Raw genomic sequence first — 24,360 nt, 5'->3', positions numbered from 1 at the left:
AGTAGGGATTGATATTGCAGACAACAAAACATAAACAATCAATTTCTATGAATCCAACTTTATTGAATCCTAAAAAAATCAGGCGAGCCCTACAGTGCTTGGTTTTTGTTTTCGTTCTGATGGGTGGGACTGCTGCATGGGCGCAGGACCAACGCATCCAGGGACAAGTATTGGACGCTACAGGTAGCTCTGTCATCGGAGCAACTGTACTCGTCAAAGGAGAAGCTTCTATAGGGAGTATCACCGACATCAGTGGCAAGTACACACTCAATGTCCCGGCGGGTGCTGAGACCTTGGTCGTGACGAGCATTGGGTATGCGACCCAAGAAGTAACCATCGGTGGGCGTAGCGTCATAGATGTCACGCTCGTAGAGGATGTGCAAGAGCTCAACGAAGTGGTGGTGACTGCTCTTGGTGTGGAGCGAGAGACCAAAGCACTCGGGTACTCGGTCCAAGAAGTGCAAGGTGATGATATGACCGAAGCACGAGAAACCAATATGGTGAGTGGCCTAAGTGGCAAAGTTGCAGGTGTACAAGTGACCAACTCTGGGTCAGGTGTCGGCGGATCAGCGCGCGTCACGATCAGAGGGGAGTCCTCACTCAATATCAACGCCAACCAGCCGCTCTTCGTAGTGGATGGTGTACCGATCAGTAATCAGGTGCAAGGAGCATCTGGAAGTGGCAATCTCGAAGTAGACTATGGCAATGCCGCAGGCGAAATCAACCCAGATGATATCGCTACAGTGTCTGTCCTCAAAGGTCCCGCTGCAGCAGCGCTCTATGGATCACGGGCAGCCAACGGTGCGATTTTGATCACGACCAAGTCGGGCAAGTCGACCAAAGGAATTGGTATCACGATCAATTCAAACACAACCTTCGAAAACCCACTACGCCTTCCAGAATGGCAAAACCAATACGGACAGGGCAACAATGGGCAGTTTGCCTTTGTGGATGGGTCTGGATCTGGTACGGCAGATGGTGTAGACGAAAGCTGGGGCCCGAGTATGGACGGTCAGTTGATTCCACAGTTTGATTCTCCACGTGACGTGGACGGCTACAGAGGAGGAGATCTCAATGCTCCTGATGGCAGCTCGATCATTCCTACCGCTTGGGACAAGAGCCCAGACAATATCAACGACTTTTTCCAGACGGGAGTGACGTTGACCAACAGTATTTCTATCTCTTCGTCTAGTGACAAAGGCAACGTGAGACTGTCCTATACCAACCTCGATCAGAAGGGGATGATTCCGAATACAGACCTCAAAAGAAATACTCTGGCACTCAATACAGGTGTGAACCTCACAGACAAATTGAAAGTCAATGCCTCGATCAACTACATCAATACCGAAAGTGGCAACCGCCCAGCAATTAGCTATGGTACGGAGAGTTTGATGTATTTGTGGATCTGGTATGGACGTCAGGTCAATACCAAAAACCTGAGCAATTATTGGATGCCGGGGCTGGAGGGTACACGTCAGTTCAACTACAACTACAACTACCATGACAACCCGTATTTCACGACTTACGAAAATACAAACGGCCAATCCAAAGATCGTGTATTAGGTAATGTGTCTGCAACGTATAAGTTTACAGATGAGCTGAGCTTGATGGTGCGTACAGGACTCGATGTGTACAACGAGCTTCGTGATAGAAAGAGAGCATTTAGCACGCAGCGTTTCCCACTTGGGATGTACAGAGAGGATCGTTTGTACTTCAATGAGCGCAACTCCGACTTTCTCTTGACATACAACAAGCAGTTTGGACAGAACTTCGGTTTGACGGTCTCTGCAGGGGGTAACCAAATGAGTCAGACATACAACTACAACGAGACTGTAGCACCACAGCTTTTGATTCCCAATATCTACAACTTCTCCAACTCAGCAGTCAATCTGCAAGTCTCCCAGACCGATACGGAGAAAAAGATCAACTCGCTGTATGGATATGCGCAGTTTTCGCTCAAGAACATGATATTCTTGGATGTGACAGGGAGAAACGACTGGTCGTCTACACTACCTGTTCAAAACAACAGTTATTTCTATCCCTCGGCGACATTGAGTGCGGTGATCAGTGATATGGTGAACCTGCCTTCTCCCGTGTCTTTTGTCAAGCTGAGAGCAGCGTATGCTCAAGTGGGTAACGACACGAGACCTTATAGTTTGACGAATGTCTACATTTCTGAGACTGCATGGGGATCGACGCAAGCCAAGACAGAGTCTTCGACTTTGGCGAATGCTGATTTGAAACCAGAACGTACTTCTTCTTTCGAGTTGGGCGCGGACGTGAGGTTCTTCAAAGGTAGATTAGGCTTTGATTTCACCTACTACGACAACCGCACCAGAGACCAGATCATTCCGATCGCATTGGATATCTCTACAGGGTATAATAGCCGTATTATCAATGCTGGTGAGATTCAAAACAACGGAATCGAACTCATGGTCAATGCTACACCGATTCAATTGTCCAATGGCCTGACTTGGGATATGGGTGTCAACTTCACCCGAAATAGATCGAAAGTCATCGAGCTGGCTGAGGGGTTGGATGCATATACCATGACAGAGAGAAATGGCGCCTACGTCCAGGCTCGTGAAGGCGAGCGAATGGGGGAGATCTATGGGGTAGGTTTTGCTAGAGTAGAAGACGAAAGCAGTCCATACTATGGTCAGATTATTCACTCGTCTGAGGGGACACCTCTCAGGGGTTCTGACTTGGAAAACCAAGGTAACTACAACCCTGATTGGATGATGGGATTACAAAATACGCTTTCATTCAAAGGCTTGTCCTTGGGGTTCTTGTTTGACATCAGGCAAGGAGGTATCGTCGTGTCACGAACCAAAACCATCGGTAGTACTTCTGGACAGCTCAAAGAGACGCTCTATGGTCGAGCAGACGGGTATGATCTCAGTGTAGAAGGCAATGGTATCGTCTCTGAAGGAGTCGTAGAGAATGCGGACGGTTCGTACTCACCCAATACAGTCAAAGTAGCCTCTAGAAACTGGCACAATCGCTATTATGAGCGAAACAACGTCGAAGCTGCCAAGTACGATGCGTCTTATGTCAAGTTGAGAGAAGTCAAGTTGAGCTACAGCATGCCCAACAAGTGGTTTGTCAATACACCTGTGCGTACCGTCAAAGTATCTATCGTAGGGCGAAACCTCGCGCTATGGACCGAGAACCCACACTTCGATCCTGATGTGATGGCGATGAGTGGTGGTACACTACAGCCAGGCATCGAAAACATGTCTTACCCTTCGGCGAGAAGCTATGGGTTCAATATCAATATTCAACTCTAATCGAAAAGACAGGTTTCTAAAATTTTAAAGAACAGAAAGATGAAAATATTCAATATAAAAGCAATGATGTTGGTGATCGGCCTGACGATGGTTGGATCAGCTTGTGACGATGGGTTCGAGGAGCTCAATGTCAATCCCAACAGCCCGGAGACGGTATCGGCTTCTCTTTTGTTGCCGACGGTGATTCGCAAAGGGGTGTCGGAGAGTGCTGGACTCGCTTGGGGCTATGGCAATGTGGTGATGCAATATTCCGCCAAAATCCAATTTACCAACGAGGATCGGTACAACTGGGGGCCTGAGTCTGACCCATATACTCCATACTACAACGCCATGCGTGACGTGGAAAATATCGTCAACATCTCACTAGAATCAGGACAAGTCAATTACGAAGGAGTCGCATTGGTGATGAAGGCATGGATGTTTTCCATCATGACGGATACTTACGGTGACTTGCCGTTTTCACAAGCGATAGCTGCCAAGGAGGGGACGAATCTTCCGCAGTTTGATAACCAAGAAGATATCTACAAAGGCATCATTTTGGACTTGGAGCGTGCCAATACCTTGTTAGACCCAGCAGCCGAATCTATCGACGGAGATATTTTGTTTGACGGAGACATCATGCTGTGGAAAAAGTTTGCCAATTCTCTCTTGCTTAGAATACACATGAGACTATCGGATCGTGTAGATCCGAGTGCCGCTATGCAAGCCATCCTGGATGATGCGACGGCTCGACCGATCATGACGAGCAACGATGATAATGCAGCGTTGCAGTATTTGCAAGACAATCCTAATCAGCAGCCTTTGTATACGACACGTTCGGGTTCGTTTGACGAGTATCGCTTGAGCGAAAACATGGAAGATATCCTCAAGTCACTCAACGACCATAGACTCTATGTCTATGCACAGCCGACCACTGATTCTGGTGCTGGTCTCGTAGGGACTTTGGACGACTATCAAGGTGTCCCCAACGGGCTTGCCGATGAGGAGGCCTTGGCATATTCCCCTAGTGGAGACCCCGACAAGGGAGGCTCGAACTATATCTCTCGTGTAGGATTGATGTTTTCGTGTTCGGCTTGTGATGACCTGGCTTCACCTACTGCGAGACAGTCTGTTTTGATGAGTTACTCTGAGTTGCAGTTTGTATTGGCAGAAGCCAGAGAGCGTGGCTATATCACTACAGGTGATGCCCAGACATACTATACCAACGGTATCCAGTCGTCATTTGACTACTATATCTCTCGTCTCGATGAGGGAGGGTACAGCGAGATCAGTGCTGCCGTTGTACCGCAAGCGGACTATTTCACCCAAACAGAGGTGGCTTATACCGGTACGCAGGAGGAGCTCTTGGAAAAAATTGGTACACAAAAATGGATCGCCTTGTTTTTTAGCGGAATGGAAGGCTGGTTTGATTGGCGAAGAACGGGCTACCCGACAATCGTCCCAGGTCCAGGGGCTGTACAGTCTACTGTTCCGGTGAGATTTATCTACCCGACAGATGTGCAGGCACTCAACAAGGATAACTATGACGAGGTGATTGCCCGTCAGGGGCCAGACGATCTCAATACGCACGTGTGGTGGGATGTTGACTAAGTTTTGACTGATTGAAAGCACTCTCCGACCTCTAGGTAGCAGTTAGGAGAGTGCTTTTATACTAGCTGTCTATCCCCTCGGGGTATTTATAATAAGGATAATTCAATACCAAACGAATGAAAAAAATAGTAATACTCGCGCTCAGTTGCATGATCTCTTTGACGAGCTTGGCGCAAAAAACAGAAAACATCGTCATCATTTCTCTTGATGGTCTCAGGTGGCAGGAGCTTTTTGCAGGAGCAGATTCGCTGCTTGTGGATGACTCCAAATACGTCGAGAATCCGGAAGAGCTGACGGAGATGTTTTGGGTGAATGACCCGCTGCAGCGCAGAGAAATCCTGATGCCTTTCTTTTGGAACACCATTGCCAAGCAAGGCCAACTCTACGGTAACCGTAAGTACGGCAGCAAAGTCAATTGCTCCAACAACATGTGGTTTTCATACCCAGGGTACAGCGAGATTCTTTGTGGGTTTGCAGATGATGAGCATATCGATAGCAACAGCAAAATCAACAATCCCAACGTCACGGTGTTGGAGTATCTCAACGAGACGAAAAAGTACAAAGGCCAAGTGGCTGCCTTCGGGTCATGGGATGTGTTTCCATACATAATCAACCAAGAGCGTAGCGGTATCCCTGTCAATGCAGGGTTCGAAAAAGCTACTGACAACCCCAACGAGATCGAAACTTTCTTGAATAAGATACAAGACGAGATCAGAGGTCCTTGGGGTGGAGTCCGCCTGGACGTGTTTACCCATCACTATGCGATGGAGTACATGAAAAAGAACAAGCCGAAGGTGCTCTACGTCGCATATGGGGAGACAGACGACTATGCGCACGATGGCGAGTACGACCAATACCTCAAGTCTGCCCACCAGACAGATGCTTACATTCAGGAGTTGTGGGACTATGTGCAGTCTGAGGAGCAGTACAAGGACAAGACGACTTTTATCATCACCACAGATCATGGTCGTGGCACGCATCCTAAGAAAACATGGCAGCACCATGGCAACCGAATCAAAGATGCAGGGGAAATCTGGATAGCTGTATTAGGCCCAGATACGCCTGCCAAAGGAGAGATCAAGGTAGAAGGACAATATTACCAAAATCAAGTAGCACGTACCGCGGCGGAAGCCTTGGGAGTGAAGTACAAGCAGCCCAAAGCCGGTGAGGTCATTGAGGGTGCGATTGAGTAGTAGATATTCATGATGAATAGACTAGTAGTTACGTTTGCAATTTTGTTTGCCTGGGGGTGTAGTAGTCCCCAGGTATCCTTTTTACCTACCTATCGGGAGGCTGCTTTTTCTTCCCTAGCTGCCAATCAGGAGCTGGATTCTTTGATGAATCTGCGGTTGACTAGTGTCGATATAGGTGACACATGGCAGCTTGTGACTACAGATACAACGGGCGGTATGCAGCCCGATTTGCCTACTTTTGACCCAAGTCAATATACGCCATTGCCGCACCGAATCCTGCTGCCCAACACAGCGATATGGTACCGACGAGAGGTCTCTCTTGATAGTGGCGTCTTGCATGTACGAGCCGATGATGGCGCGCAGCTCTGGGTTGACGGGCAGCGTGTGTTCCGACTGGAGGGAGAGTACTTTCCTTTCCATCCTTCCAACCCCTCTCCTCAAATTACCATCCGTGTCCTCAACAACGCCATGCATGGTGGACTTAGGAGCGTACAGTGGATTTCTCAGGCCGATTGGGCTGGTCATGTAGAATCCCGACAAAAAAATCAACAGTACTGGTTGGCTCGACGCAAAAAAGAGCTGGCACGTGTCCCGATAGACGAAGGAATGACTCTGCCGATTTTGCTCACCGACCCGATCGTGCAGCAAGTCGGAGATACCCTCTATCTACGCTGGGTGTCTGAGCGTGGAGGAGAGGCCCGTTTTCACTGGGGGGAGGATACGACGAGACGGTTTCAGACGCAGATGGTTAGGAGTGAATCAGGAGTGTTTTTGGCACGGGTTCCGTGTCAGATATCACGATTCTATTATCAAATCGAGCAAGACAATGCCATTTCTCAGCGCTATGCTTTTCAGCAAAAACCAGTGTCCGACACCCTGCAGTTTGCGGTGTGGGGGGACAGTCAGGGGGGATGGAGGACTTTTAGAAAGCTCCTCGGTTTGATGGATGAGCATCTGCCAAGTTTTGGCGTAGGGGCGGGAGACTTGGTCAGTCATGGGAGTGACCGCTTGGGGTATTTGCAGTTTTTGCAGGCGCTCAGTGGATCGTCTTTTGTCCACTACCCTGTGCCAGGCAATCACGACTATGACGGCTACTATGACGATCTTCATCCGCAGAACTATTTGGATTTGGCAGCCTTGCCTGGTGAGAAGCAGTATTTTTCATGGCAGGTGGGGAACTGTGCTTTCATTGCCTTGGATCCAGATGAGCGTTTCCCTGTTGGGATTCCGGACGGTTCGGACCAATACGATTGGTTCATAGAGCAAATTGAGTCTTCCGAATGGCAGGCTGCCGAATGGCGATTCGTATTGTTGCATCACCCTCCTTTGTCTCAAGGGTGGCCAGGGTATCACGGTGAAGAGTCCATGCTACAACTGCTGGAGCCTCACTTCGAATCGGCCAAGATAGATTTTGTAATCGCAGGTCATAGCCATGATTATGAACGCCTGATTCGGACATATGGTCGGCAGCAGACGGGGATACTGGTCGTAGGAGGAGGTGGCGGTGGCATAGAACCCTCGGGTTTGTCTGACTGGCCTGTGATGGATACCGTCATCAAAGCACATCACTACGGCATCATGACGGTAGAGGAGTCCTCACTGACTTTCAAAGCTTACGATATAGAAAATACAGTAATTGACAGCATCAAATTCATACATCCATGAGAACACTTATTTCACTATTTTTCATTTCCATTGTGGCGCTCGCGTGCGAGCAGCCCAAAGAACAGGTCGCACCTCTTCGTCTCAATCAAGTCCAAGTCATCGGTAGTCACAACAGCTACAAAAGTGGGGTCGAGCCAGCATTGATGCAGCTGCTGGTAGCGCAGGACTCAGGAGCACGTGGGCTGGATTACAGGCACCTGCCGCTGGATCAGCAGTTGGATTTGGGTTTGAGGAATCTCGAACTGGATGTGGTCGCTGATCCCGAAGGGGGGCGTTTTCAGTCACCCATAGCCTTGCAACTCATGGACTCGCTGGGGATTGATGCACTGCCTTTCGATACGGCACGCGAACTGTCTACGATGGGTATCAAAACTTTCCATATCCCAGATATTGATTTTAGGAGTCACTGCCTGACTTTCAGGGGATGTTTGTCAGACGTCCAGTCTTGGTCAGCGGCGCACCCGGAGCATTTGCCAATCATCATCACCATCAACCCCAAGAACTCCGGCATAGACAGATCTGGGTATACGAAGGTGATTCCTTTTGATGGGCCGTTGCTGGATAGTCTGGATGCAGAGATTCGATCTGTCTTTTCGGCTCAAGCGCTGATCACACCGGCACTGGTGCAGGGAGGGGCTGCATCCTTGCGAGACGCTGTGTTGACAACTGGCTGGCCAAAATTAGAAGAGGTCAAGGGACGTGTTCTTTTTGTATTTGATGCGGGGCGTGCACAGACGGAGCAGTATCTGCAAGGTGACACGTCGGATCATGTGATGTTTGTAGATGTAGAGGAGGAGCATCCTATGGCTGCTTTTTTCGTGATGAACGACCCTGTGAAACAAGAGCAAGCGATCCGAGAGAGGGTCAACAAAGGCTATATGGTACGTACACGAGCAGATGCCAATACCCAAGAAGCGCGTGACGATGATTATGCCCGATTCGAGGCGGCCAAGCGCTCCGGTGCACAGGTGATCACGACGGATTACTATGTCAAGGCGATCAATCCATTCAGTACGTTTCAAGTCACTTTTGACAGCATGACCTATGAGAGGGTCAACCCAGTATCCTACAAATCTACATTATGAATTCACGAAGAAAATTTATCAAACAATCGACTGTCGTATCTCTGGGGTTTGCGGGGCTCGCCCAATATTTGACACATTGTTCGTTTGCCAAAAACGAAGCGATGACAGAAGCCAATCCTTGGTTGGAATTGCCCGAAGGGTTTGAGGCAAAGATCATCTCACGCTGGGGAGACCCCATGTCGGATGGCTTTTTGGTGCCCAGTCGAGCAGATGGCATGGCGGCTTTTGACTTGGAGGGCAAGGTCGTCCTCATTCGCAATCACGAGAACAGTCCTAGTCCTAGTGAGTATGGGCCTTTTGGTAGATATATGGAGCTGTTGGATCGATTGAAGAAAGATAAGTTTTATGACCATGGATATGGCAAACACCCGAGTCTAGGAGGTACAACGACCGTCGTGTACGACGAAGAGAAGCAAGAGGTCGAAAAGCAGTTTTTGAGCTTGATCGGTACCAACCGAAACTGTGCCGGTGGGCCGACACCATGGAACACTTGGATCACATGCGAAGAAGATACTACGCCACAGGGAGGCGACAGTGAGCGTTTTCATGGCTACAATTTTGAGATCCCGGTAGAGGCTACAGGACTGATCGATCCAGTTCCGATCAAGGCCATGGGGAGGTTCAATCATGAGGCAGTCGCTGTGGATCCTAAGACAGGGATTGTCTATCAGACCGAGGATCAGCACGATAGTTTGATTTACCGCTTTCTGCCTGATGTGCCTGGCCAACTGCACCAAGGAGGTCAATTGCAAGCACTTGTAGTGAAGGATAGTCCAAGTTTTGACACGAGAAATATCGACGAGCAAACCTTGGCTGTAGGAGAGTCCATAGCAGTCCAATGGATGACACTAGATCATGTGGATAGCCCAGCGGATGACCTGCGCCACAGAGGGTTCGCAGCAGGAGCGGCGGTCTTCGATCGAGGGGAAGGCATGTGGTACGGTCACGAGGAGATTTATTTTGCCTGTACCAATGGAGGCAAGAACCGGTCTGGGCAGGTGTTCAAGTACGAGCCGAGCCCCTACGAGGGTACGGAGCGAGAATCCGAACAGCCAGGGAGTCTTACACTCTTTGCTGAGCCCAACGATACCGAAATCCTCAAGTTTTGTGACAACTTGACTGTAGCCCCATGGGGAGATGTGATCCTGGTAGAAGATGTAGCAGATGCGTATATCCGAGGCATTCGGCCCAACGGAGAGATTTACAACATCGGTAGAAATGTAGGCTCCACATCTGAGCTGACTGGGGTGTGTTTTTCGCCATCTGGCAAAACACTATTCGTCAATGTCCAAGAAGAAGGACTGACCATGGCCATCACTGGTCCATGGGATCAATTGAGAAACAAAGCATGAAAAAAAATATCCTATTCGTATCGTTGGTAGCGGTAGCATGGGGTGTGCAGGCCCAAGAGCCGCTAGTCGAATGGTGGTTTTGGCCAGACTATACCCTGGAGCGCCATGCCAAGAACCCTATAGGTCCTCGGCTGGAGGCGCCTCAGACACCTGTGGCTCCTTTGAAGTATCAGACGTATCCGTTTGAGTTTTTTGGACAAGACCCTACTGAGCGGTTGGAAGGGTTTTATCCTTCGGAGCAGGTGCCGACAGAGGCTTTTTCGGTCGAACTCTGGCTGCTCTATCATGTCAATCAGGAGGTAGGAGTGATGACGACCTACCGCTACCAGTACCGAGAGGAAGATCCTCTTTGGCTATTGGGGATGTACGGTCGTGAGGTGGTTTTTACTTTGAAGGATCAAGGCTCTGCTTATTCGAGTGCTGTCAACTATACCGTTGCAGAACGTGGATGGAAAAACTACTGGATGCATCTGGTCGCGACTTATGATGGAGCAGCTATGAAGCTATATATCAACGGCGAACTCAAACGCGAGATGAAGGTCGGGCAGATGATTGGTCACGACCCGAGAGATATGCAGCTCGAGAATGCGGCCTATCTCTCGCACGAGCCTTACATGCAGCTGGGAGACCTGCTCAAATGTCAGCGACTCTACGGACGTGCCCTTCACAAGAAGCAGATCCAACGGAATTACGAAGACTTCCAGAACCTGACGATCGAGGGCAAACTCTATCCTGACCTCTTTCACTACACGGCGGGTCCTTATTTACAGATGGCGACACCTACACAGATGGGGATAGTGTGGGAGACCAGTGAGCCTGCACAGGTGGTCATCGAGTACGGGACGTCTGTTCCCTTGATGGAAAAAGTAGAGGTGCAAACCTTGAAAACCAACAAGGAAATGGGAACAGTAGAGGGAGAGAATATCAATCAATACGTATTGAAAGGTTTGACGCCCGGTCAAGCCTATTTCTACAACATCAAATCAACCTCCAAAGATGGAGAGACGATCGAGAGTGGAGTGTCAACCTTCAAGACAGGTGAGGTAGCACCTCCATCATTCACGTTTGCGGTGATAGGAGATACGGAGGCACGACCGCATGTCAACAACCGTGTGTCCAAACTGCTGTGGGATGAGAGACCAGAGTTTTTGCTCAACCTTGGAGACTTGACCGATGGAGGAAAGGAGGCCAACAAGTACCAGTGGAACTACGAGTACTTTCATGCCATGAATCAGTTGACGTCTCGCATCCCAGTCTATCCTGTAGCGGGCAATGGCGAAGGAGACTTGTACTGGTTCAATCAATACCACATACTGCCTTATCAAGAAAAGGCCTATTATAAATTTACGTATGGCAATGCCGAGTTTTTCATGCTGGACAGCAACCGCAAGGAGCAGTTTGGGGAGGGGGAGGAACAGTACGTCTGGCTCGAAGAGCAGCTCCAAAACTCTACAGCAGAATGGAAGTTCGTCGCGCATCATCACGCGCCCTATTCCTCGGATGAGGACGATTATGGAGATAGCTGGTCTGAGTCGAGTTCTATGGGTGATCCTAAGATCAAACCGATCGTGCCACTCTACGAAAAGTACGGAGTGGATATGGTTTTCTTTGGACACCTGCATACCTATCAGCGGACACATCAGATTTTAGAAGACAAGCTCACCAAGACTGGAGGGGTGACCTATGTGCAAGCCGGTGGAGCAGGGGGCAATTTGGAGGATTTTGCGCCGACGCGTTCGTGGTTCAGTGCCAAGACCTTCAGAGGACATCACTACTTGACCATCGAGGTGTTCGGGAACGAGCTAGAGCTACGCATGTACGATAGCGAAGGTCGGATGAAAGATATTTTTACACTCAATAAATAAACCAACTATGAGTACAACTACAGCCCCCTTTGTGCAGCAGGGCGATACGCACAAGTCGGGAGTGCAGAGCCGAAAGGCCGAGTCGCTGAGCCAAGCTTCACGGACCTTACTCCATCGTGATGCCAACGTGTTTTTGCATCAAGCCCTATCTACTCCCGTGATGAATGTCGTCGAGCAAGCGGAGGGAGCCTACATTACAGATCTAGATGGCAAGCGCTATCTCGATTTGCATGGCAATGGAGTACATCACATCGGGTACAACAATCCCGCTGTGATCGCAGCGATCAAACAGCAGCTGGATGCGCAACTTAGTTTTGCACCACGGCGCTACACGGCACGTGTGACTGTGGATTTTGCGGAGCAGCTGGTAGCTCTAGCTCCTGAGGAGCTTGATCGTGTACTGTTTTGTCCTGGAGGATCAGAAGCCATCGAGATGGCTGTGATGCTTGCCAAGCGTGTGACGGGCAAGTGGAAGACGATCTCTTTTTGGAACCAGTTTCATGGGAGTACCTATCAAGCAGCGACTCTTGGAGGGAATCCTCACTGGACGACTGGAGTGGGGCCGATGGTGCCTGGGGCGTACTATGTGGAGTTTCCAGACTACTATCGTAATCCGTGGGGCTTAGATCCTAGTGATACCGAAGCGATCGATGAGGCGTATCTGGATCAGGTACGGACGGTGTTTCGACACAATCCGGATATCGCAGCTGTGGTGGGGACACCAGTGGCTTCTACACCATTCATCCCGACAGCTTACTATTGGCAGAGTGTGCGAGAGTTGTGCGACGAGTACGGGGCTTTTTTGATCTTCGATGAGATCGTATGTGGCATGGGACGGACGGGCCGTTTGTTTGCATGTGAGCACTATGTGACGCCAGATGTGCTAGTAGTGGGCAAGTCACTCGGTGGGGGGATATTGCCTTTTGCTGGGATCCTTACCAGAGACAAGTATAACCTGGTTTCTGACTATTCGATTGGGCATTTTACCCACGAGAAGAGTCCGATATGCAGTGCAGCAGCCAAAGCTACATTGGATTATATCCAAAAGAATGAATTGACTGCTCATGCAGAAAAAATGGGGGCATATCTACTCGATGGACTGAGGCAACTCGCCGATCACTACGAGCAAGTAGGACACGTCGACGGGATCGGACTCTTGCTGTCGATGGATCTGGTGACAGATGTACAGACCAAGGGCCGCAATCCAGATTTAGCCAACGCCGTCCTTGAGGCCGGGTTGAGTAAGGGGCTCTCCTTCAAGGTGATCGATACCAATGTGGTCAGTTTGCACCCGCCGCTGATTCTCTCTCAGGCCGAAGCAGACCAGATTTTGAAGAGTTTTAAGCAAATACTTCAAACCTTAATAAAAAATTAATCACGCCACTTAGGCGATAGAATCTAGATATATGAATTTGAACGGAATTGAGCTTGTCGTTTTTGACATGGCAGGCACCACAGTAGAAGAAGGAAAAACAGTGTATCAGTGTGTAAAAAGAGCATTAGAAAAAGTAGGGATCCATTTGGAGCTAGAAGAGGTGTTTCGTGCCATCGGAGGCATGAATAAGACCGAAGGTATCGCGCAGCTCATCGATGAGTATGCGCCGGAGACTTCTCTAGTAGATCGCGAGGCTGTCAATGTTGCTTTTTTTAATTCGTTGATCCAACGCTACGCGGAGACAGATGAGATAGCGGCCTATCCTGGTGCAGAAGAGCTTTTTGCCGAACTCCGAACACGTGGTATCAAAGTCGCTCTTGATACAGGTTATAGTCGTGAGATTGTGGATCTATTGCTCCAGCGTCTTGGGTGGACTGTACCGGGTACGGTTGATTTTACCGTGACAAGTGACGAAGTGGAGGCCGGGCGTCCTGCTTCAGACATGATCCGAAAGATCATGGCGTACTTTGAGATTAATGATCCCGCCAAGGTCATGAAAGTCGGTGATACCCAGTCTGACATGGAAGAGGGGCTCAATGCCCAATGCAAATACATCGTCGGAGTAGCTTCCAACATGTTTGGTAGGGAAGAATTGACCCAACTGGGTGCGACACATGTGGTGACAAACCTCATGGAAATCATGGATCACGCCGAAGCATAACTTGATGGAAGCTACGTTGCCCTCCACCGTGACCCGTCCAACCAAGAGTTCTTGGCTGCTCATCATTTCGATGGGGTTGGTGGCTTTCTCGACTTATTCGTGTATGTATGCCTTTCGCAAGGCGTTTTCGGTGGGGGTGTTTGCGGATGTGACGCATTTGGGGTTGGAGTTCAAGAGCTTGCTGATCATTGCACAAGCTTTGGGCTACATGTTTTCCAAGTTCATCGGGATCAAGTTTATTTCAGAATTGAAAAAGGACCGGCGTGCGGTCTTGATCTTGGTTTTGATTGGAGTAGCCGAGTTGGCCTTGGTGTTGTTTGCGATCATACCTCCTCCTTACAATTTTTGGTGTTTGTTCCTCAATGGCCTCCCGCTGGGGATGATTTGGGGGATCGTGTTTAGTTATCTTGAGGGACGCTCGAGTACCGAAATTCTCGGAGCGATCCTCTCAGTTAGTTTCATCATGGCATCCAATCTCTGCAAGTCCGTGGCACAGTGGCTGATCGTACATCTCAATGTGTCGGAGTACCACATGCCATACATCGTCGGGATGATCTTTGCCGTGCCGCTGTTGCTCTCGGTCTATTTCCTCAATCGCATGCCCGAACCGACAGATGAGGATCGTGCCGATAGACTGGCTCGTACTCCGATGACTGCTGCGAGCCGAAGACAGAGCCTTCGCGGGATCGGGATGCTGATGATGATCATGGTGTTGAGCTATATGTTACTGACGATATTTAGAGACCTTCGGAGCAACTATGCCTCGGATATTTGGTTGGCTTTGGGTTTTGACCAAGAGCCATCGATCTACCTCAGTACTTCGGTGCCCTCCACAGTCATCGTCTTGGTGGTGATGAGTCTGATCTTTTTGATTCGGGACAATTTCAAGGCCCTGCTGACGATACAGTTGATCATATTGCTCGGTTATGTAGTCATCGCTCTCAGTACCTATGGTATGGAGCGCGAGCTGGTCTCGGGATCTGTCTGGGTGATCATGATCATGACTGGAGTCTACTTGGCATATATTCCATTCAACTGCTTTGTGTTCGAACGGGTGATTCCCGTATTCAAGATTTCGGGTAGCAACATCGGATTTTTGATGTACATCGCCGATGCTTTTGGCTACTTAGGCAGTGTAGGGGTTTTGCTGTTCAAAAACTTCTTTTCACCCGAAGTGAATTGGTTGGACTTTATCATTCAATCCGCCTACCTCGTGGCATTCGTCGGGATGGGGATGACGGTGATCACTGTCGTGTATTTACTAAAGAAAATTAGAGTGAATAATTGATTATGAATAACGAAAAGTATGATTTGATTGTCGTAGGGGGAGGAGTTCTGGGGACTTTTCATGCCTACCATGCACTGCTGGCAGGCAAGTCCGTAGCGATGGTCGAAAAAGACTGTGAACCTCAAGGTGCAACGGTACGCAATTTTGGACAGGTAGTGCCTTCGGGCATGGATGCCAAATGGCAAAACTATGGCCGGCGAAGTTTGGAGATTTACAAAGATCTCCAGTCACGGTTTGATATATCAGTACGTCAAAACGGCTCGATCTACCTTGCCTCCAATGATGAGGAAGTGCAGCTCCTTCATGAGCTGCACAAGATCAACAGTGCCAATGATTATGAGTCGCAATTGCGGTCTTCTCGGGAGTGTCTAGCGACGTATCAAGGGCTCAAAACGGATTATGTGAAGGAGGGCTTGTTTTTTCCGGGCGAAGTGACAGTGGAGCCTCGTGTAGCAGTGCATCAGATCAGGGCGTACTTAATAGAGCAGCACGGTTTGGCGTATTTTCCCAATCACAGTGTGATGGAGATTGATTCAGCGACGGAGCAGCAGTGGGTCTTTTGCAACAACGGGGAGGTATTCGTTGGGGACAAGGTCGTCGTATGTACAGGGAGTGACTTCAAGAACCTGTACCCGACACTCTATGGATTGAGTGATCTAGAAGTGACCAAACTACAGATGATGCAGACAGTGGCGCAGAAGAATCAAATCATACCTGGATCGGTATTGACTGGTCTCAGTATTCGACGTTATGAGAGTTTTGCGGAGTGCCCGTCGTACCAAGCCGTGAAAGCCAAAGAGGCGAAGCAATCCAAGCACAAAGAATGGGGTGTGCACATCTTGTTTAAGCAGGCGATGGACGGGAGTGTGATTATCGGGGATTCACACGAGTATGCAGATGCTGGGCAGGCAGACACTTTGGGTTTTGATATCAATCATGATATCAATCAGTACATGATTGATCTGGCCAAGGAGATATTTCAACTGGAGGACTGGAGATTACAGCGTACGTGGTTTGGTGTGTACAGTCAGTGCAAGACCAAGGATGTGTTTGAGCATACGATCGATGAGAATGTCCATATCATTACAGGAATCGGAGGCAAAGGGATGACAGGGAGTGCAGGGTACGCAGAAGCTAGTATCCGCAAGATATTTGATTTGTAAATGGAGCGAAAAGGAACCCTAGCGTAGTGCGTAGTGCTTGGAGTAGGTTTGTCGCGAGCTTTTAGCCATCAATGGGTATTGGCTCAGTACGATCTGTGCAGCAGCTCTATGGTTCTGTGTAGAGATTGCATGCAGGTTGCTCATGTGTCCTTGCCAAACCTCACGCTGGATCTGCGGGTCGTAAAATGAAATGAACAACGAGTGCCCGTGGATTTTGGAAGTCGTCTGGTGCGTGTCTTTGTTGTCGTCCTCTGAGAAATACCCCTTTCGAGCCAGCCAGTTCTCCAAGGGGGCTTGATCTTCTGTGGTCAGTTTGAAATCCTCTTGATAGACTTGGTAGTAGATGTAGAGCGATGGGTTCTCTGTGTCTTCTTGGTAGCCAAGTGAATTCATGTGAGCAGTGATGCCCTTCTCGATGGCACGCTGCTCCAATGTCTCAACTTGCTCGTTGCTCACCAGTGTATACGATGTGTAGTCCTCGAACCGACCCTCCTCTGCATAGGAAGATTGGATGGGATGCTGATGTGTCATGCTACAGCTAGCGGTCAGGAGGAGGAGTATGTAGTGGCGTAACGAGCTCATATTACCTTAAAGTTAACAAAAGGTCATCACAATGTTATGAGTATTGTGTTGAAAAAAATCGCCTAAACAATTGATTAACAGTCTAATGTCTGTGCAGTGCTGAGTTTAGGTTGTGCAGAGTGTGAAGGAATGTGTCGTTAGCAGTGTTTAGGGATCCGTTGATCAGTCTGTGAATTGGAGGATAAAAACCAATATTCGACATGGAGCATTCGATATTCATGCTTTCCATTGTGTACACATTGGTTCAAAGACTCATAGTAGGTGGTTGTTTAGCAAAAAAGTAATGATGAATGTCGAACCATGACTGTTGAATTTCGAAGTGATCTTGGATCAATGCCCCAGAAATACAGACTGATCCCAAAACCACTATCAGAGTATTCTCAATTTCTTTGATCATCGAAGTACCAATGCGTCAGCAGAATCTTTCAATGCCAAGATCAAAGCCTTTAGATCTCAATTCAGAGGTGTTCAAAACGTAGAATTTTTCCTCTACAGACTATCTAAAATTTATGCGTGATTTTTTCAATCCCCCAAGTTTACAGACTGATCCGTATTACCTCTATAAAAAACAATAGCGAAAGTCGAACAATGAATCTTGACTAACAGAGTGATCAGAGATTTTTAGAATGGTTGGGACAAGGACTTGGGTATAAAAAAAGCCTCAATTCCTTGAGGCTTCTTGGTGACTGGTCTGGGGCTCGAACCCAGGACCCACGCCTTAAAAGGGCGTTGCTCTACCAACTGAGCTAACCAGTCGTTTTCCCATCAAGTGAGAATAAAAAACCTGATGCGTTTATCAGGTCTGATGTGATTGGTCTGGGGCTCGAACCCAGGACCCACGCCTTAAAAGGGCGTTGCTCTACCAACTGAGCTAACCAATCGACTTTTTGCAAAAGAATTTCTTATTTTCTAAGTCATTCCCTTATTTTGCGGTTGCAAATCTAGGTATCCAATGACGAAAAAGCAAAACATATTATTCAATTTTATCATGATCCTTTGTGGTCTTTTTATAACTCCTTCATTAACAGCGCAAGAGTTGGGAAATCAATCTTCCTTGCAGCAGGCTGATTCGTTGTTTGAACAAGGTAAATACACTGAGTCGTTCGAGATTTACCATGGGATATTGAGTCAAACCAATGAAGCCACTCCCCAAATGTTGATGAAAATGGCTTTCATCAAGGAGGGGTTAGGGAATTATAGCCAAGCGTTGTTGTATTTGAATAAATATTATTTGTTGACTTATGATGAAAATGCCCGTAGCAAGATGGATGACATAGCTACCGAGAATAATCTGAGTGGATATGATATGACAGATTATGGATTTATCAAAGGAGTTATCAACGAGTATTACCTGCAATCCAATGTCCTCGTAGTAGCGATTGCACTTCTACTGCTCTCAGTGGTTGTATATCGCAAGATCAAGCTGCATGTCAATGCGTATCCTTATGTAGTGATTCTGTGTTTGCTTTTAGGGGCGTTTTTTTATGTGTCCAATTACCATTTGACGATAGATCAAGTGATCGTCTCGGATGATCATGTCTATTTGATGCAGGGACCTTCATCTGGTTCAGGGCTTGTCGACGTTATCAAGAAGGGGCATAGACTCACGGTATTGGGTGAGGATGAAGCCTGGGTCAAAGTCCAGTGGAACAACGCTGTAGTGTATGTCAAACAGTCCAAAGTAGAGCGAGTCATCTAGTGCTTGATCAGACTGGGGTCTTCCTTGGTCATGACGTTGTAGACTGTTCGGTCCATCCATCTCGGAAAACGCTTGTTGAGAAAGATGAGTGCTTTGCCCAATAGGGTCAAGATGACATTTCTTTTTCTCCGCATCTGTGCACGGTAGATATGATCAGCCACTGTTTCTGGTTCCATGAGTTTGCTCTCATTTTTGTGAGACTCATTTTGTACTGAGCCGTCTGCGGAGAGTGCGTTGGTTCGGATATTGGAGCGCGTATAGCCGGGGCTCATTGTCATGATGTGTACGCCGCGTTTCATGACTTCAATACGCAACGCTTCGAAGAATCCCTCCATCGCGAATTTAGATGCTGAGTAGGCTGTTCGGCCTGGAGTGCCTCGGTGTCCGTTGATCGAGGAGATTCCTACTATTGATCCTTTGCTTTGGATGACGTGGGGAAGGGCGTACTTGACATAGTTGATGGTTCCTGTGAAGTTGACTTTCATGACTTGGTCAAACACCTGTAGATCTACATCCTCAAAGAGGGCTTTCATGGAGACGCCGGCATTGCAGATGAGTACGTCGATACTACCGTAGGTATCGATGGTTTTTTGGATGACGATTTGGGCTGCTTTTTCATCTTCTACCGCAGCAGAGATGCCGAGGCATGAGATGCCAAGTTTTCTAAAACCCTCTGCGGCTTGTTGGGTTTTGTGCTCGTCCCGTCCTGTGAACACTACATTGAAATGGCTCTTTCCATAGCGTTCGACGCAGGCTTTGCCTATTCCTGAAGTGCCGCCAGTGATGAGTAGTGTCTTTTGCATGTAGTTGTCGTGTATGGATTGTGTCTGTGATCCTTACGGATAAAGACGTGATCTGTTCAATCTGGATTATGTATTAGTACTTCGTGATGAGGTGCTTACGAACTATAAATTAAGAAAATATCATAAATAGTTGATTTGTAGTAGGTTAGACTTTAGAAGTGTTTTCTAATGCATAATGCGGATCATTTGAATCAAGCCAAAAATTAGTGATCGTCGAATTTAGCAAGACTTCCATGGAAACTTAGTTTTAATAAGAGCTAATTTCCTCTAATTTTGCGCCTCATGGCAAGAAGAAGAAAGCAGATCCGGCTGGATCATCTCGAAATCGAGGCAGTAGCAGCAGAAGGTAAGAGTGTCGCCCGTCACGACGGACAAGTGGTTTTTGTGAAAGGAGCCGTCCCTGGAGATGTGGTAGATGTTCAGGTTACCAAAAAACGTAAGGCATTCATGGAAGGGAGCCCAGTGGTCTTTCATCAGTATTCTGATTTGAGGGTTGATCCAGTATGTGATTATTTTGGTACTTGTGGAGGGTGCAAATGGCAGCATCTCAACTACCCCTCTCAGCTGGAGTACAAGCAGCAGCAGGTCGAGGATAGCCTCCAGCGTATCGCTAAGGTCGAACTGGCTGGTATGTCACCGATCATAGGCTCGCAGAAGAAACTCCGCTACCGCAACAAACTGGAGTTTACTTTTTCGAATAAGAAGTGGCTAACGAAGGAGCAAATATCTACGGAAGAAGAAATTCAGCGCAATGGGTTGGGATTTCATATTCCAGGGTTGTTTGACAAGGTTGTAGATGTAGATACCTGTCACTTGATGGAAGAGCCTACCAACGCAATTAAGAACGAAATTAGAGCGTATGCTTTGCGTAATGGTCTGACATTTTTTGATATTCGTGACCAACATGGTCTTCTGCGCAACTTGATGATTCGTCTGACGGATCATGGCGATCTTATGGTGCTTTTGCAGTTTTTCGAGCCAGATATGGAGGCGATCGATGGATTGATGGCGCATGTGCAGAATGCCTTTCCAGAGATTACATCACTGCTCTATGTGATCAATCAAAAGAAAAACGATACAATATTTGATCAAGAGGTGATCGTCTATCATGGCGAAGATCATATCGTGGAGACGATGGGTGACTTGAGATTTAAGATCGGACCCAAGTCTTTCTATCAGACGAATTCGGCGCAGGCCAAGCTACTCTACGACAAGACGATCGAGTTTGCAGGACTGACAGGTGACGAGCTGGTCTACGATTTGTATACAGGTACAGGTACCATCGCCAATTATTGTGCGCACAGTGCCAAAAAGGTGATTGGAATCGAGTATGTTGAGGATGCAATCAAGGATGCTTTTGTCAATTCAGAGGTCAATGGCATCACCAATACTGATTTTTTTGCGGGAGACATGAAGGATGTGCTCAACGACTCATTCGTACGTGAGCACGGTACACCGCATGTGATTATCACAGATCCGCCACGTGCAGGTATGCATGAAGATGTCGTGGATATGATTTTGAAACTTGCGCCGCAGAAGGTCGTGTATGTGAGTTGTAATCCTGCGACACAGGCACGAGACATTGCTTTGATGGATGCCAGTTATAGAGTGGAGCGCATCCAGCCTGTGGATATGTTTCCTCATACGCATCATGTAGAAAACATAGTACTATTAATCAAAAAGTGAGATGAATAACGATCCAGAATTGAATGGCAAGTATCTCGGTACCATCACTGAGGATTTTGTCAAGGTAAGTGAAAACCTAAAGGAAGCGTCTTACCAAATTCGAGACCGTGGGTTTTCTGATTATCCGATATTTCCTATTTCGAAGCATGAAGTGTCTATCGGTCAGGTACTCATCAAGTCGACTGAGTTGGAAAACAAGTGGAACTATTCTGCCTCGTTCTTGGATGAATTTGTCCAAAGGGAAGTAGTGGAGGAAGGACGAGTGGATGCATTCAAAGAAGCATACAAGAATCCAGATGAGTTTTGTTGTTTGTTCGTGATTGATCAGGAGTTTACCAACTTCGTCTTTATTCCTTACCCAGAGGATTGATAGGGGTGAGCTGTCACGTTGGAGATGAGTCTACAATGTTAGGAGGCAAAATAACGATTCGATATCCTAGTTACTGGAGCACTCCGTGTTTTTGGGGGAGAGATAGTAGACCACTTCGTTATTCAAGATTCATTGTTCCATAGGATAACCACCTGTTGTGAGTCTTTCAGGGAACGCTCAAATGATTGGAAGAATGAATATCGAATGCTCCTGTCGAATAGTGATTTTGAACCTCAGAAACACCTATAGACCCCTAGTGTCCCAAACCTTAGATAGTTTGGTTTTTTCTGAAAGGGCAAAAAAAGGGCCCTACCGTCCGACAACCGGTAGAGCCTATAGACTTGAAAACATCAAATACACAGAGATGCTATGCAAATGGAATCTTAACCTTTCGGTAGCGAGGCTACTTTATAGTCTCGATTCAAGCACAATGTTCAATGAGTAAGGTTTCTTTCAAAACCCTACAATACAAATGTAGTGGAGGGTCAAAAAGAATACTATGGGCTTGCCCAAGGTGAAATCGTTTTTTTTAGAGCTTAAAAGCTGTCAAACGACAGGTAGGTAAGGGGTTAATGGGTTTCGTCTCGAAGTTGTCGAACATTTTGTTTGAACTCAATGCGATACTGTACCAAAAACTCCTTGACATCATCGATTTGCATGGCCTTCATTTTGTCACTGAGGAGAAAGGGTTCCTTGATCTCACAAGCAAATTTATTGTTGCGAATGCGCTGATCGAAGTTGGCCATCACTACAGGTACGATGAGGGGTTCTCGCTCCATCTCCAAGATACGCTCAAAAACGTCCGCGTTGAACAGCCCAGGGGATTGATCGGTTGTGTAGGATGTGTGCTCGGGGGCGATGAGAACGTTGTTGAATTCCGTTAAAAATTCTTCTATTTGATCAGAGACTGCTTCGTTTTTTTCGAAGTTTTCACTGCTCTCAGTATCCTCGTTGTAGGCATTGATATAGCCCAAGCGCTCATAATATGACTGATGTCCGTGTTCGATCTCTCTGCCGCTTCGTACGATTTTCATGGTCACCTCTTCGTTGTAGGCGTCCGCCAATATGGTGCTAAGGAAGTGGCAGTCCAAATTGATTTGAAATTGATTTGGTAGGGCGTAGTAGGGAGGGTTGAGCAGGTGGTTGTACAAAAATAAATTACCTGGAGTTTCTGGAATGAGCTCTTTGCCTTTGACGAAAGTCGAGACTGCATCGAAAGTTTCTTTGCTCAGATTGATACATTCTTTGAATACCTTGTCTGGCATCATGATCGCTGGAGCAGAGACCACACTGTTGTATATTTTTTGCAAGTTCTCGTAGAAATTCACTTCACGTTGTGTGTCGTGCAGATTGTCGAGACACAGCGATGCGATATTTTTCTCGATACCGGACCCGTTGAGTTCTACGTGGTGGAGGATACTCAATCCATCAGTGATGGTATGCTTGAAACTCAGCAAGTGAGGAACCTTGTGCAGTGGAGAACTTAGCGATAGACTGGCTCGGTTGCTTTCGATGAGGTTGGTAGATACAGTGACCTCTTCGTTGAATTGCGCGGAGATCAGGCGGGCACGTAATCCTCTGAGTTGGTTATTGAGCAACCAGGAGATTCTAATCTGTAGTTTGAGGGCAAAGTTTGGATTCTTTTTGCTCAATGCTTTGAAGGCATCGTAGGGTATGTGCAAGATGACCGAATCCTTCTTGGCTTTGGTTGTCATGACATTCTCAGCACCTAAGAAGCCTGAGGGACCGAGTAAATAGCCGGGCGTAGAGATTGCACGCAGTGATACTTTGTATTTTTCATCTCCCTCGCTGTTGAATCGGGAGAAACGGATGTCTCCTACACGTAGGATGTTGACACCTTTGCTTACTTCATCTTGTAGGTCAATGACATTTCCTACTTTGTATTGTTTACGGATGATATTTTTTGAGAGAATGCGCAAATCTTCTTCTTCGAATATTTCGAAAAAAGGAGACTGCAATAGGAATACGACGATTTCGTCCTCGTTGAACCCGAGAGGAGAGTCATAGCCTTTGGATGCTTTCAGGTTGGTATCGGCCTGTTTGGTGATCATCGCCGTGTTGGCGAACAGGTAACTGGCCTCTTTGATGAGGTTGAGCGCGTGGATATTGATATGCTCATAAAACAGGATCGCGAGATCGATGTTTTTTTCTAGAAATACATTGAGCTGTTTGCGGTCCCATCGGAGTACCTTGACGGTTTCGGAGACAGCCTCAATCGACGAGTCGTAGCGGTACGGCTCATTCATCATATCCAGTCCCAACGGTGAGTTGAGGCTCGAGTATCTACCTAATTCAATTTTTTTGTTGCCACCATCGAGAAATGAGTAGACACTGACTTCACCTTCTTGGAGAAGGTAGTAATAGTTGGTTTTTTCAAACTGTACAGCTAGGTGGTCGCCTTTTCTATAGGTGATGTGTTCTGCTTTTGCAAAGACACTTTCTAGGCTTTTGGTCGATGTTTTTTTATAGAAATTGAACAATTGGGCAAAGATTGATTTAAAGCGCAATTTTATCGAATAAACTTTGAAAAGGACTTATCTATTCTGTAATTAGTCAAGCAATAGTGCTAAAATCTCTTCCATATGTACCAAGCGAATTGGGAGGGTATGATT

The 24,360-nt window shown here is 47.5% G+C and carries 17 protein-coding genes, 2 tRNA genes and 1 pseudogene; 15 read left to right on the top strand and 5 right to left on the bottom strand.

Annotated elements, in window-relative coordinates:
* Positions 1-47: 47 nt before the first annotated feature.
* The 11 genes from BFP72_RS11475 to BFP72_RS11425 all read left to right on the top strand — a co-directional run bounded on the left by BFP72_RS11475 (position 48) and on the right by BFP72_RS11425 (position 16,587).
* Positions 48-3,290, top strand: coding sequence for a SusC/RagA family TonB-linked outer membrane protein (locus BFP72_RS11475; RefSeq protein WP_099599270.1), 3,243 nt, complete (start codon positions 48-50; stop codon positions 3,288-3,290).
* Positions 3,291-3,329: 39 nt separating this feature from the next.
* Complete coding sequence (locus BFP72_RS11470) at positions 3,330-4,880, top strand: SusD/RagB family nutrient-binding outer membrane lipoprotein (protein WP_099599269.1); 1,551 nt, start codon at positions 3,330-3,332, stop codon at positions 4,878-4,880.
* A gap of 116 nt (positions 4,881-4,996) precedes the next feature.
* Positions 4,997-6,073, top strand: coding sequence for an alkaline phosphatase family protein (locus BFP72_RS11465; protein WP_099599268.1), 1,077 nt, complete (start codon positions 4,997-4,999; stop codon positions 6,071-6,073).
* A 9-nt stretch (positions 6,074-6,082) separates the two neighbouring features.
* Positions 6,083-7,738 (top strand): metallophosphoesterase, encoded by a 1,656-nt coding sequence (locus tag BFP72_RS11460; RefSeq protein WP_099599267.1) that lies wholly within the window; start codon positions 6,083-6,085, stop codon positions 7,736-7,738.
* Positions 7,735-8,823, top strand: coding sequence for a phosphatidylinositol-specific phospholipase C1-like protein (locus tag BFP72_RS11455; protein ID WP_099599266.1), 1,089 nt, complete (start codon positions 7,735-7,737; stop codon positions 8,821-8,823). Before BFP72_RS11460 ends, BFP72_RS11455 begins: the two co-directional genes overlap by 4 nt.
* Entirely contained in the window at positions 8,820-10,175 is a 1,356-nt protein-coding gene (locus BFP72_RS11450) for an alkaline phosphatase PhoX (protein ID WP_099599265.1), read from the top strand. The genes BFP72_RS11455 and BFP72_RS11450 overlap by 4 nt, the downstream gene beginning before the upstream one ends.
* Positions 10,172-12,040 (top strand): metallophosphoesterase, encoded by a 1,869-nt coding sequence (locus BFP72_RS11445; RefSeq protein WP_158233384.1) that lies wholly within the window; start codon positions 10,172-10,174, stop codon positions 12,038-12,040. The genes BFP72_RS11450 and BFP72_RS11445 overlap by 4 nt, the downstream gene beginning before the upstream one ends.
* A 7-nt stretch (positions 12,041-12,047) precedes the next feature.
* Complete coding sequence (locus BFP72_RS11440; protein WP_099599263.1) at positions 12,048-13,415, top strand: aspartate aminotransferase family protein; 1,368 nt, start codon at positions 12,048-12,050, stop codon at positions 13,413-13,415.
* Between the two features lie 31 nt (positions 13,416-13,446).
* A complete protein-coding gene (locus tag BFP72_RS11435; protein ID WP_099599262.1) occupies positions 13,447-14,136 on the top strand; it encodes an HAD hydrolase-like protein in 690 nt (229 codons plus the stop codon).
* 4 nt (positions 14,137-14,140) lie between these two features.
* The gene (locus tag BFP72_RS11430; protein WP_143520045.1) at positions 14,141-15,424 is read left to right on the top strand and encodes a DUF5690 family protein; all 1,284 of its coding nucleotides are present in this window, start codon (positions 14,141-14,143) and stop codon (positions 15,422-15,424) included.
* Positions 15,425-15,426: 2 nt separating this feature from the next.
* Positions 15,427-16,587 carry a TIGR03364 family FAD-dependent oxidoreductase gene (locus tag BFP72_RS11425; RefSeq protein WP_099599260.1) on the top strand — a complete coding sequence of 387 codons (1,161 nt, stop codon included), beginning with the start codon at positions 15,427-15,429 and terminating at the stop codon, positions 16,585-16,587.
* Positions 16,588-16,605: 18 nt separating this feature from the next.
* Here the strand turns inward: BFP72_RS11425 and BFP72_RS11420 are convergent, their stop codons facing one another.
* The gene (locus BFP72_RS11420; RefSeq protein WP_099599259.1) at positions 16,606-17,169 is read right to left on the bottom strand and encodes a DUF4136 domain-containing protein; all 564 of its coding nucleotides are present in this window, start codon (positions 17,167-17,169) and stop codon (positions 16,606-16,608) included.
* A 358-nt stretch (positions 17,170-17,527) separates the two neighbouring features.
* On the opposite strand from BFP72_RS11420, the pseudogene BFP72_RS11415 reads away from it, so the two are divergent.
* Positions 17,528-17,686 (top strand): annotated as a pseudogene (locus tag BFP72_RS11415) (transposase); the annotation flags it as partial.
* A gap of 163 nt (positions 17,687-17,849) precedes the next feature.
* Here BFP72_RS11415 and BFP72_RS11410 read toward each other — a convergent pair.
* Together BFP72_RS11410 and BFP72_RS11405 are read right to left on the bottom strand one after the other, a co-directional pair.
* Positions 17,850-17,925, bottom strand: a tRNA-Lys gene (locus BFP72_RS11410).
* 52 nt (positions 17,926-17,977) lie between these two features.
* Positions 17,978-18,050, bottom strand: a tRNA-Lys gene (locus BFP72_RS11405).
* A gap of 155 nt (positions 18,051-18,205) precedes the next feature.
* Here BFP72_RS11405 and BFP72_RS11400 point away from each other — a divergent pair.
* Positions 18,206-18,868, top strand: coding sequence for an SH3 domain-containing protein (locus BFP72_RS11400; RefSeq protein ID WP_158233383.1), 663 nt, complete (start codon positions 18,206-18,208; stop codon positions 18,866-18,868).
* Here the strand turns inward: BFP72_RS11400 and BFP72_RS11395 are convergent.
* Entirely contained in the window at positions 18,865-19,671 is an 807-nt protein-coding gene (locus BFP72_RS11395; protein ID WP_099599257.1) for an SDR family oxidoreductase, read from the bottom strand. The genes BFP72_RS11400 and BFP72_RS11395 overlap by 4 nt on opposite strands.
* A 282-nt stretch (positions 19,672-19,953) precedes the next feature.
* Here BFP72_RS11395 and rlmD point away from each other — a divergent pair, with 282 nt between their 5' ends.
* Both rlmD and BFP72_RS11385 read left to right on the top strand, forming a co-directional pair.
* Positions 19,954-21,357: a 23S rRNA (uracil(1939)-C(5))-methyltransferase RlmD gene (gene rlmD, locus BFP72_RS11390; RefSeq protein ID WP_099599256.1), complete on the top strand. Its 1,404-nt coding sequence runs from the start codon at positions 19,954-19,956 to the stop codon at positions 21,355-21,357.
* Position 21,358: 1 nt separating this feature from the next.
* Positions 21,359-21,727, top strand: a complete 369-nt coding sequence (locus tag BFP72_RS11385) for a hypothetical protein (RefSeq protein ID WP_099599255.1) — start codon at positions 21,359-21,361, stop codon at positions 21,725-21,727.
* Between the two features lie 569 nt (positions 21,728-22,296).
* On the opposite strand, the gene BFP72_RS11380 is transcribed toward BFP72_RS11385, so the two are convergent.
* On the bottom strand, positions 22,297-24,228 hold the full coding sequence (locus BFP72_RS11380; protein WP_099599254.1) for a Crp/Fnr family transcriptional regulator: 1,932 nt from the start codon (positions 24,226-24,228) through the stop codon (positions 22,297-22,299).
* Positions 24,229-24,360: the final 132 nt, after the last annotated feature.

This window comes from Reichenbachiella sp. 5M10 (genome assembly GCF_002742335.1).
Classification (GTDB): domain Bacteria; phylum Bacteroidota; class Bacteroidia; order Cytophagales; family Cyclobacteriaceae; genus Reichenbachiella.
Note: the sequence above shows the minus strand (reverse complement) of the source record. Positions and strands in the feature narration are given on the sequence as shown.

Bases quoted from the DNA above. Each gene is read 5' to 3' on its own strand.
- BFP72_RS11475 (WP_099599270.1), top strand. From the start codon at position 48: ATGAATCCAACTTTATTGAATCCTAAAAAAATCAGGCGAGCCCTACAG.
- BFP72_RS11470 (WP_099599269.1), top strand. From the start codon at position 3,330: ATGAAAATATTCAATATAAAAGCAATGATGTTGGTGATCGGCCTGACG.
- BFP72_RS11465 (WP_099599268.1), top strand. From the start codon at position 4,997: ATGAAAAAAATAGTAATACTCGCGCTCAGTTGCATGATCTCTTTGACG.
- BFP72_RS11460 (WP_099599267.1), top strand. From the start codon at position 6,083: ATGATGAATAGACTAGTAGTTACGTTTGCAATTTTGTTTGCCTGGGGG.
- BFP72_RS11455 (WP_099599266.1), top strand. From the start codon at position 7,735: ATGAGAACACTTATTTCACTATTTTTCATTTCCATTGTGGCGCTCGCG.
- BFP72_RS11450 (WP_099599265.1), top strand. From the start codon at position 8,820: ATGAATTCACGAAGAAAATTTATCAAACAATCGACTGTCGTATCTCTG.
- BFP72_RS11445 (WP_158233384.1), top strand. From the start codon at position 10,172: ATGAAAAAAAATATCCTATTCGTATCGTTGGTAGCGGTAGCATGGGGT.
- BFP72_RS11440 (WP_099599263.1), top strand. From the start codon at position 12,048: ATGAGTACAACTACAGCCCCCTTTGTGCAGCAGGGCGATACGCACAAG.
- BFP72_RS11435 (WP_099599262.1), top strand. From the start codon at position 13,447: ATGAATTTGAACGGAATTGAGCTTGTCGTTTTTGACATGGCAGGCACC.
- BFP72_RS11430 (WP_143520045.1), top strand. From the start codon at position 14,141: ATGGAAGCTACGTTGCCCTCCACCGTGACCCGTCCAACCAAGAGTTCT.
- BFP72_RS11425 (WP_099599260.1), top strand. From the start codon at position 15,427: ATGAATAACGAAAAGTATGATTTGATTGTCGTAGGGGGAGGAGTTCTG.
- BFP72_RS11420 (WP_099599259.1), bottom strand. From the start codon at position 17,169: ATGAGCTCGTTACGCCACTACATACTCCTCCTCCTGACCGCTAGCTGT.
- BFP72_RS11395 (WP_099599257.1), bottom strand. From the start codon at position 19,671: ATGCAAAAGACACTACTCATCACTGGCGGCACTTCAGGAATAGGCAAA.
- rlmD (WP_099599256.1), top strand. From the start codon at position 19,954: ATGGCAAGAAGAAGAAAGCAGATCCGGCTGGATCATCTCGAAATCGAG.
- BFP72_RS11385 (WP_099599255.1), top strand. From the start codon at position 21,359: ATGAATAACGATCCAGAATTGAATGGCAAGTATCTCGGTACCATCACT.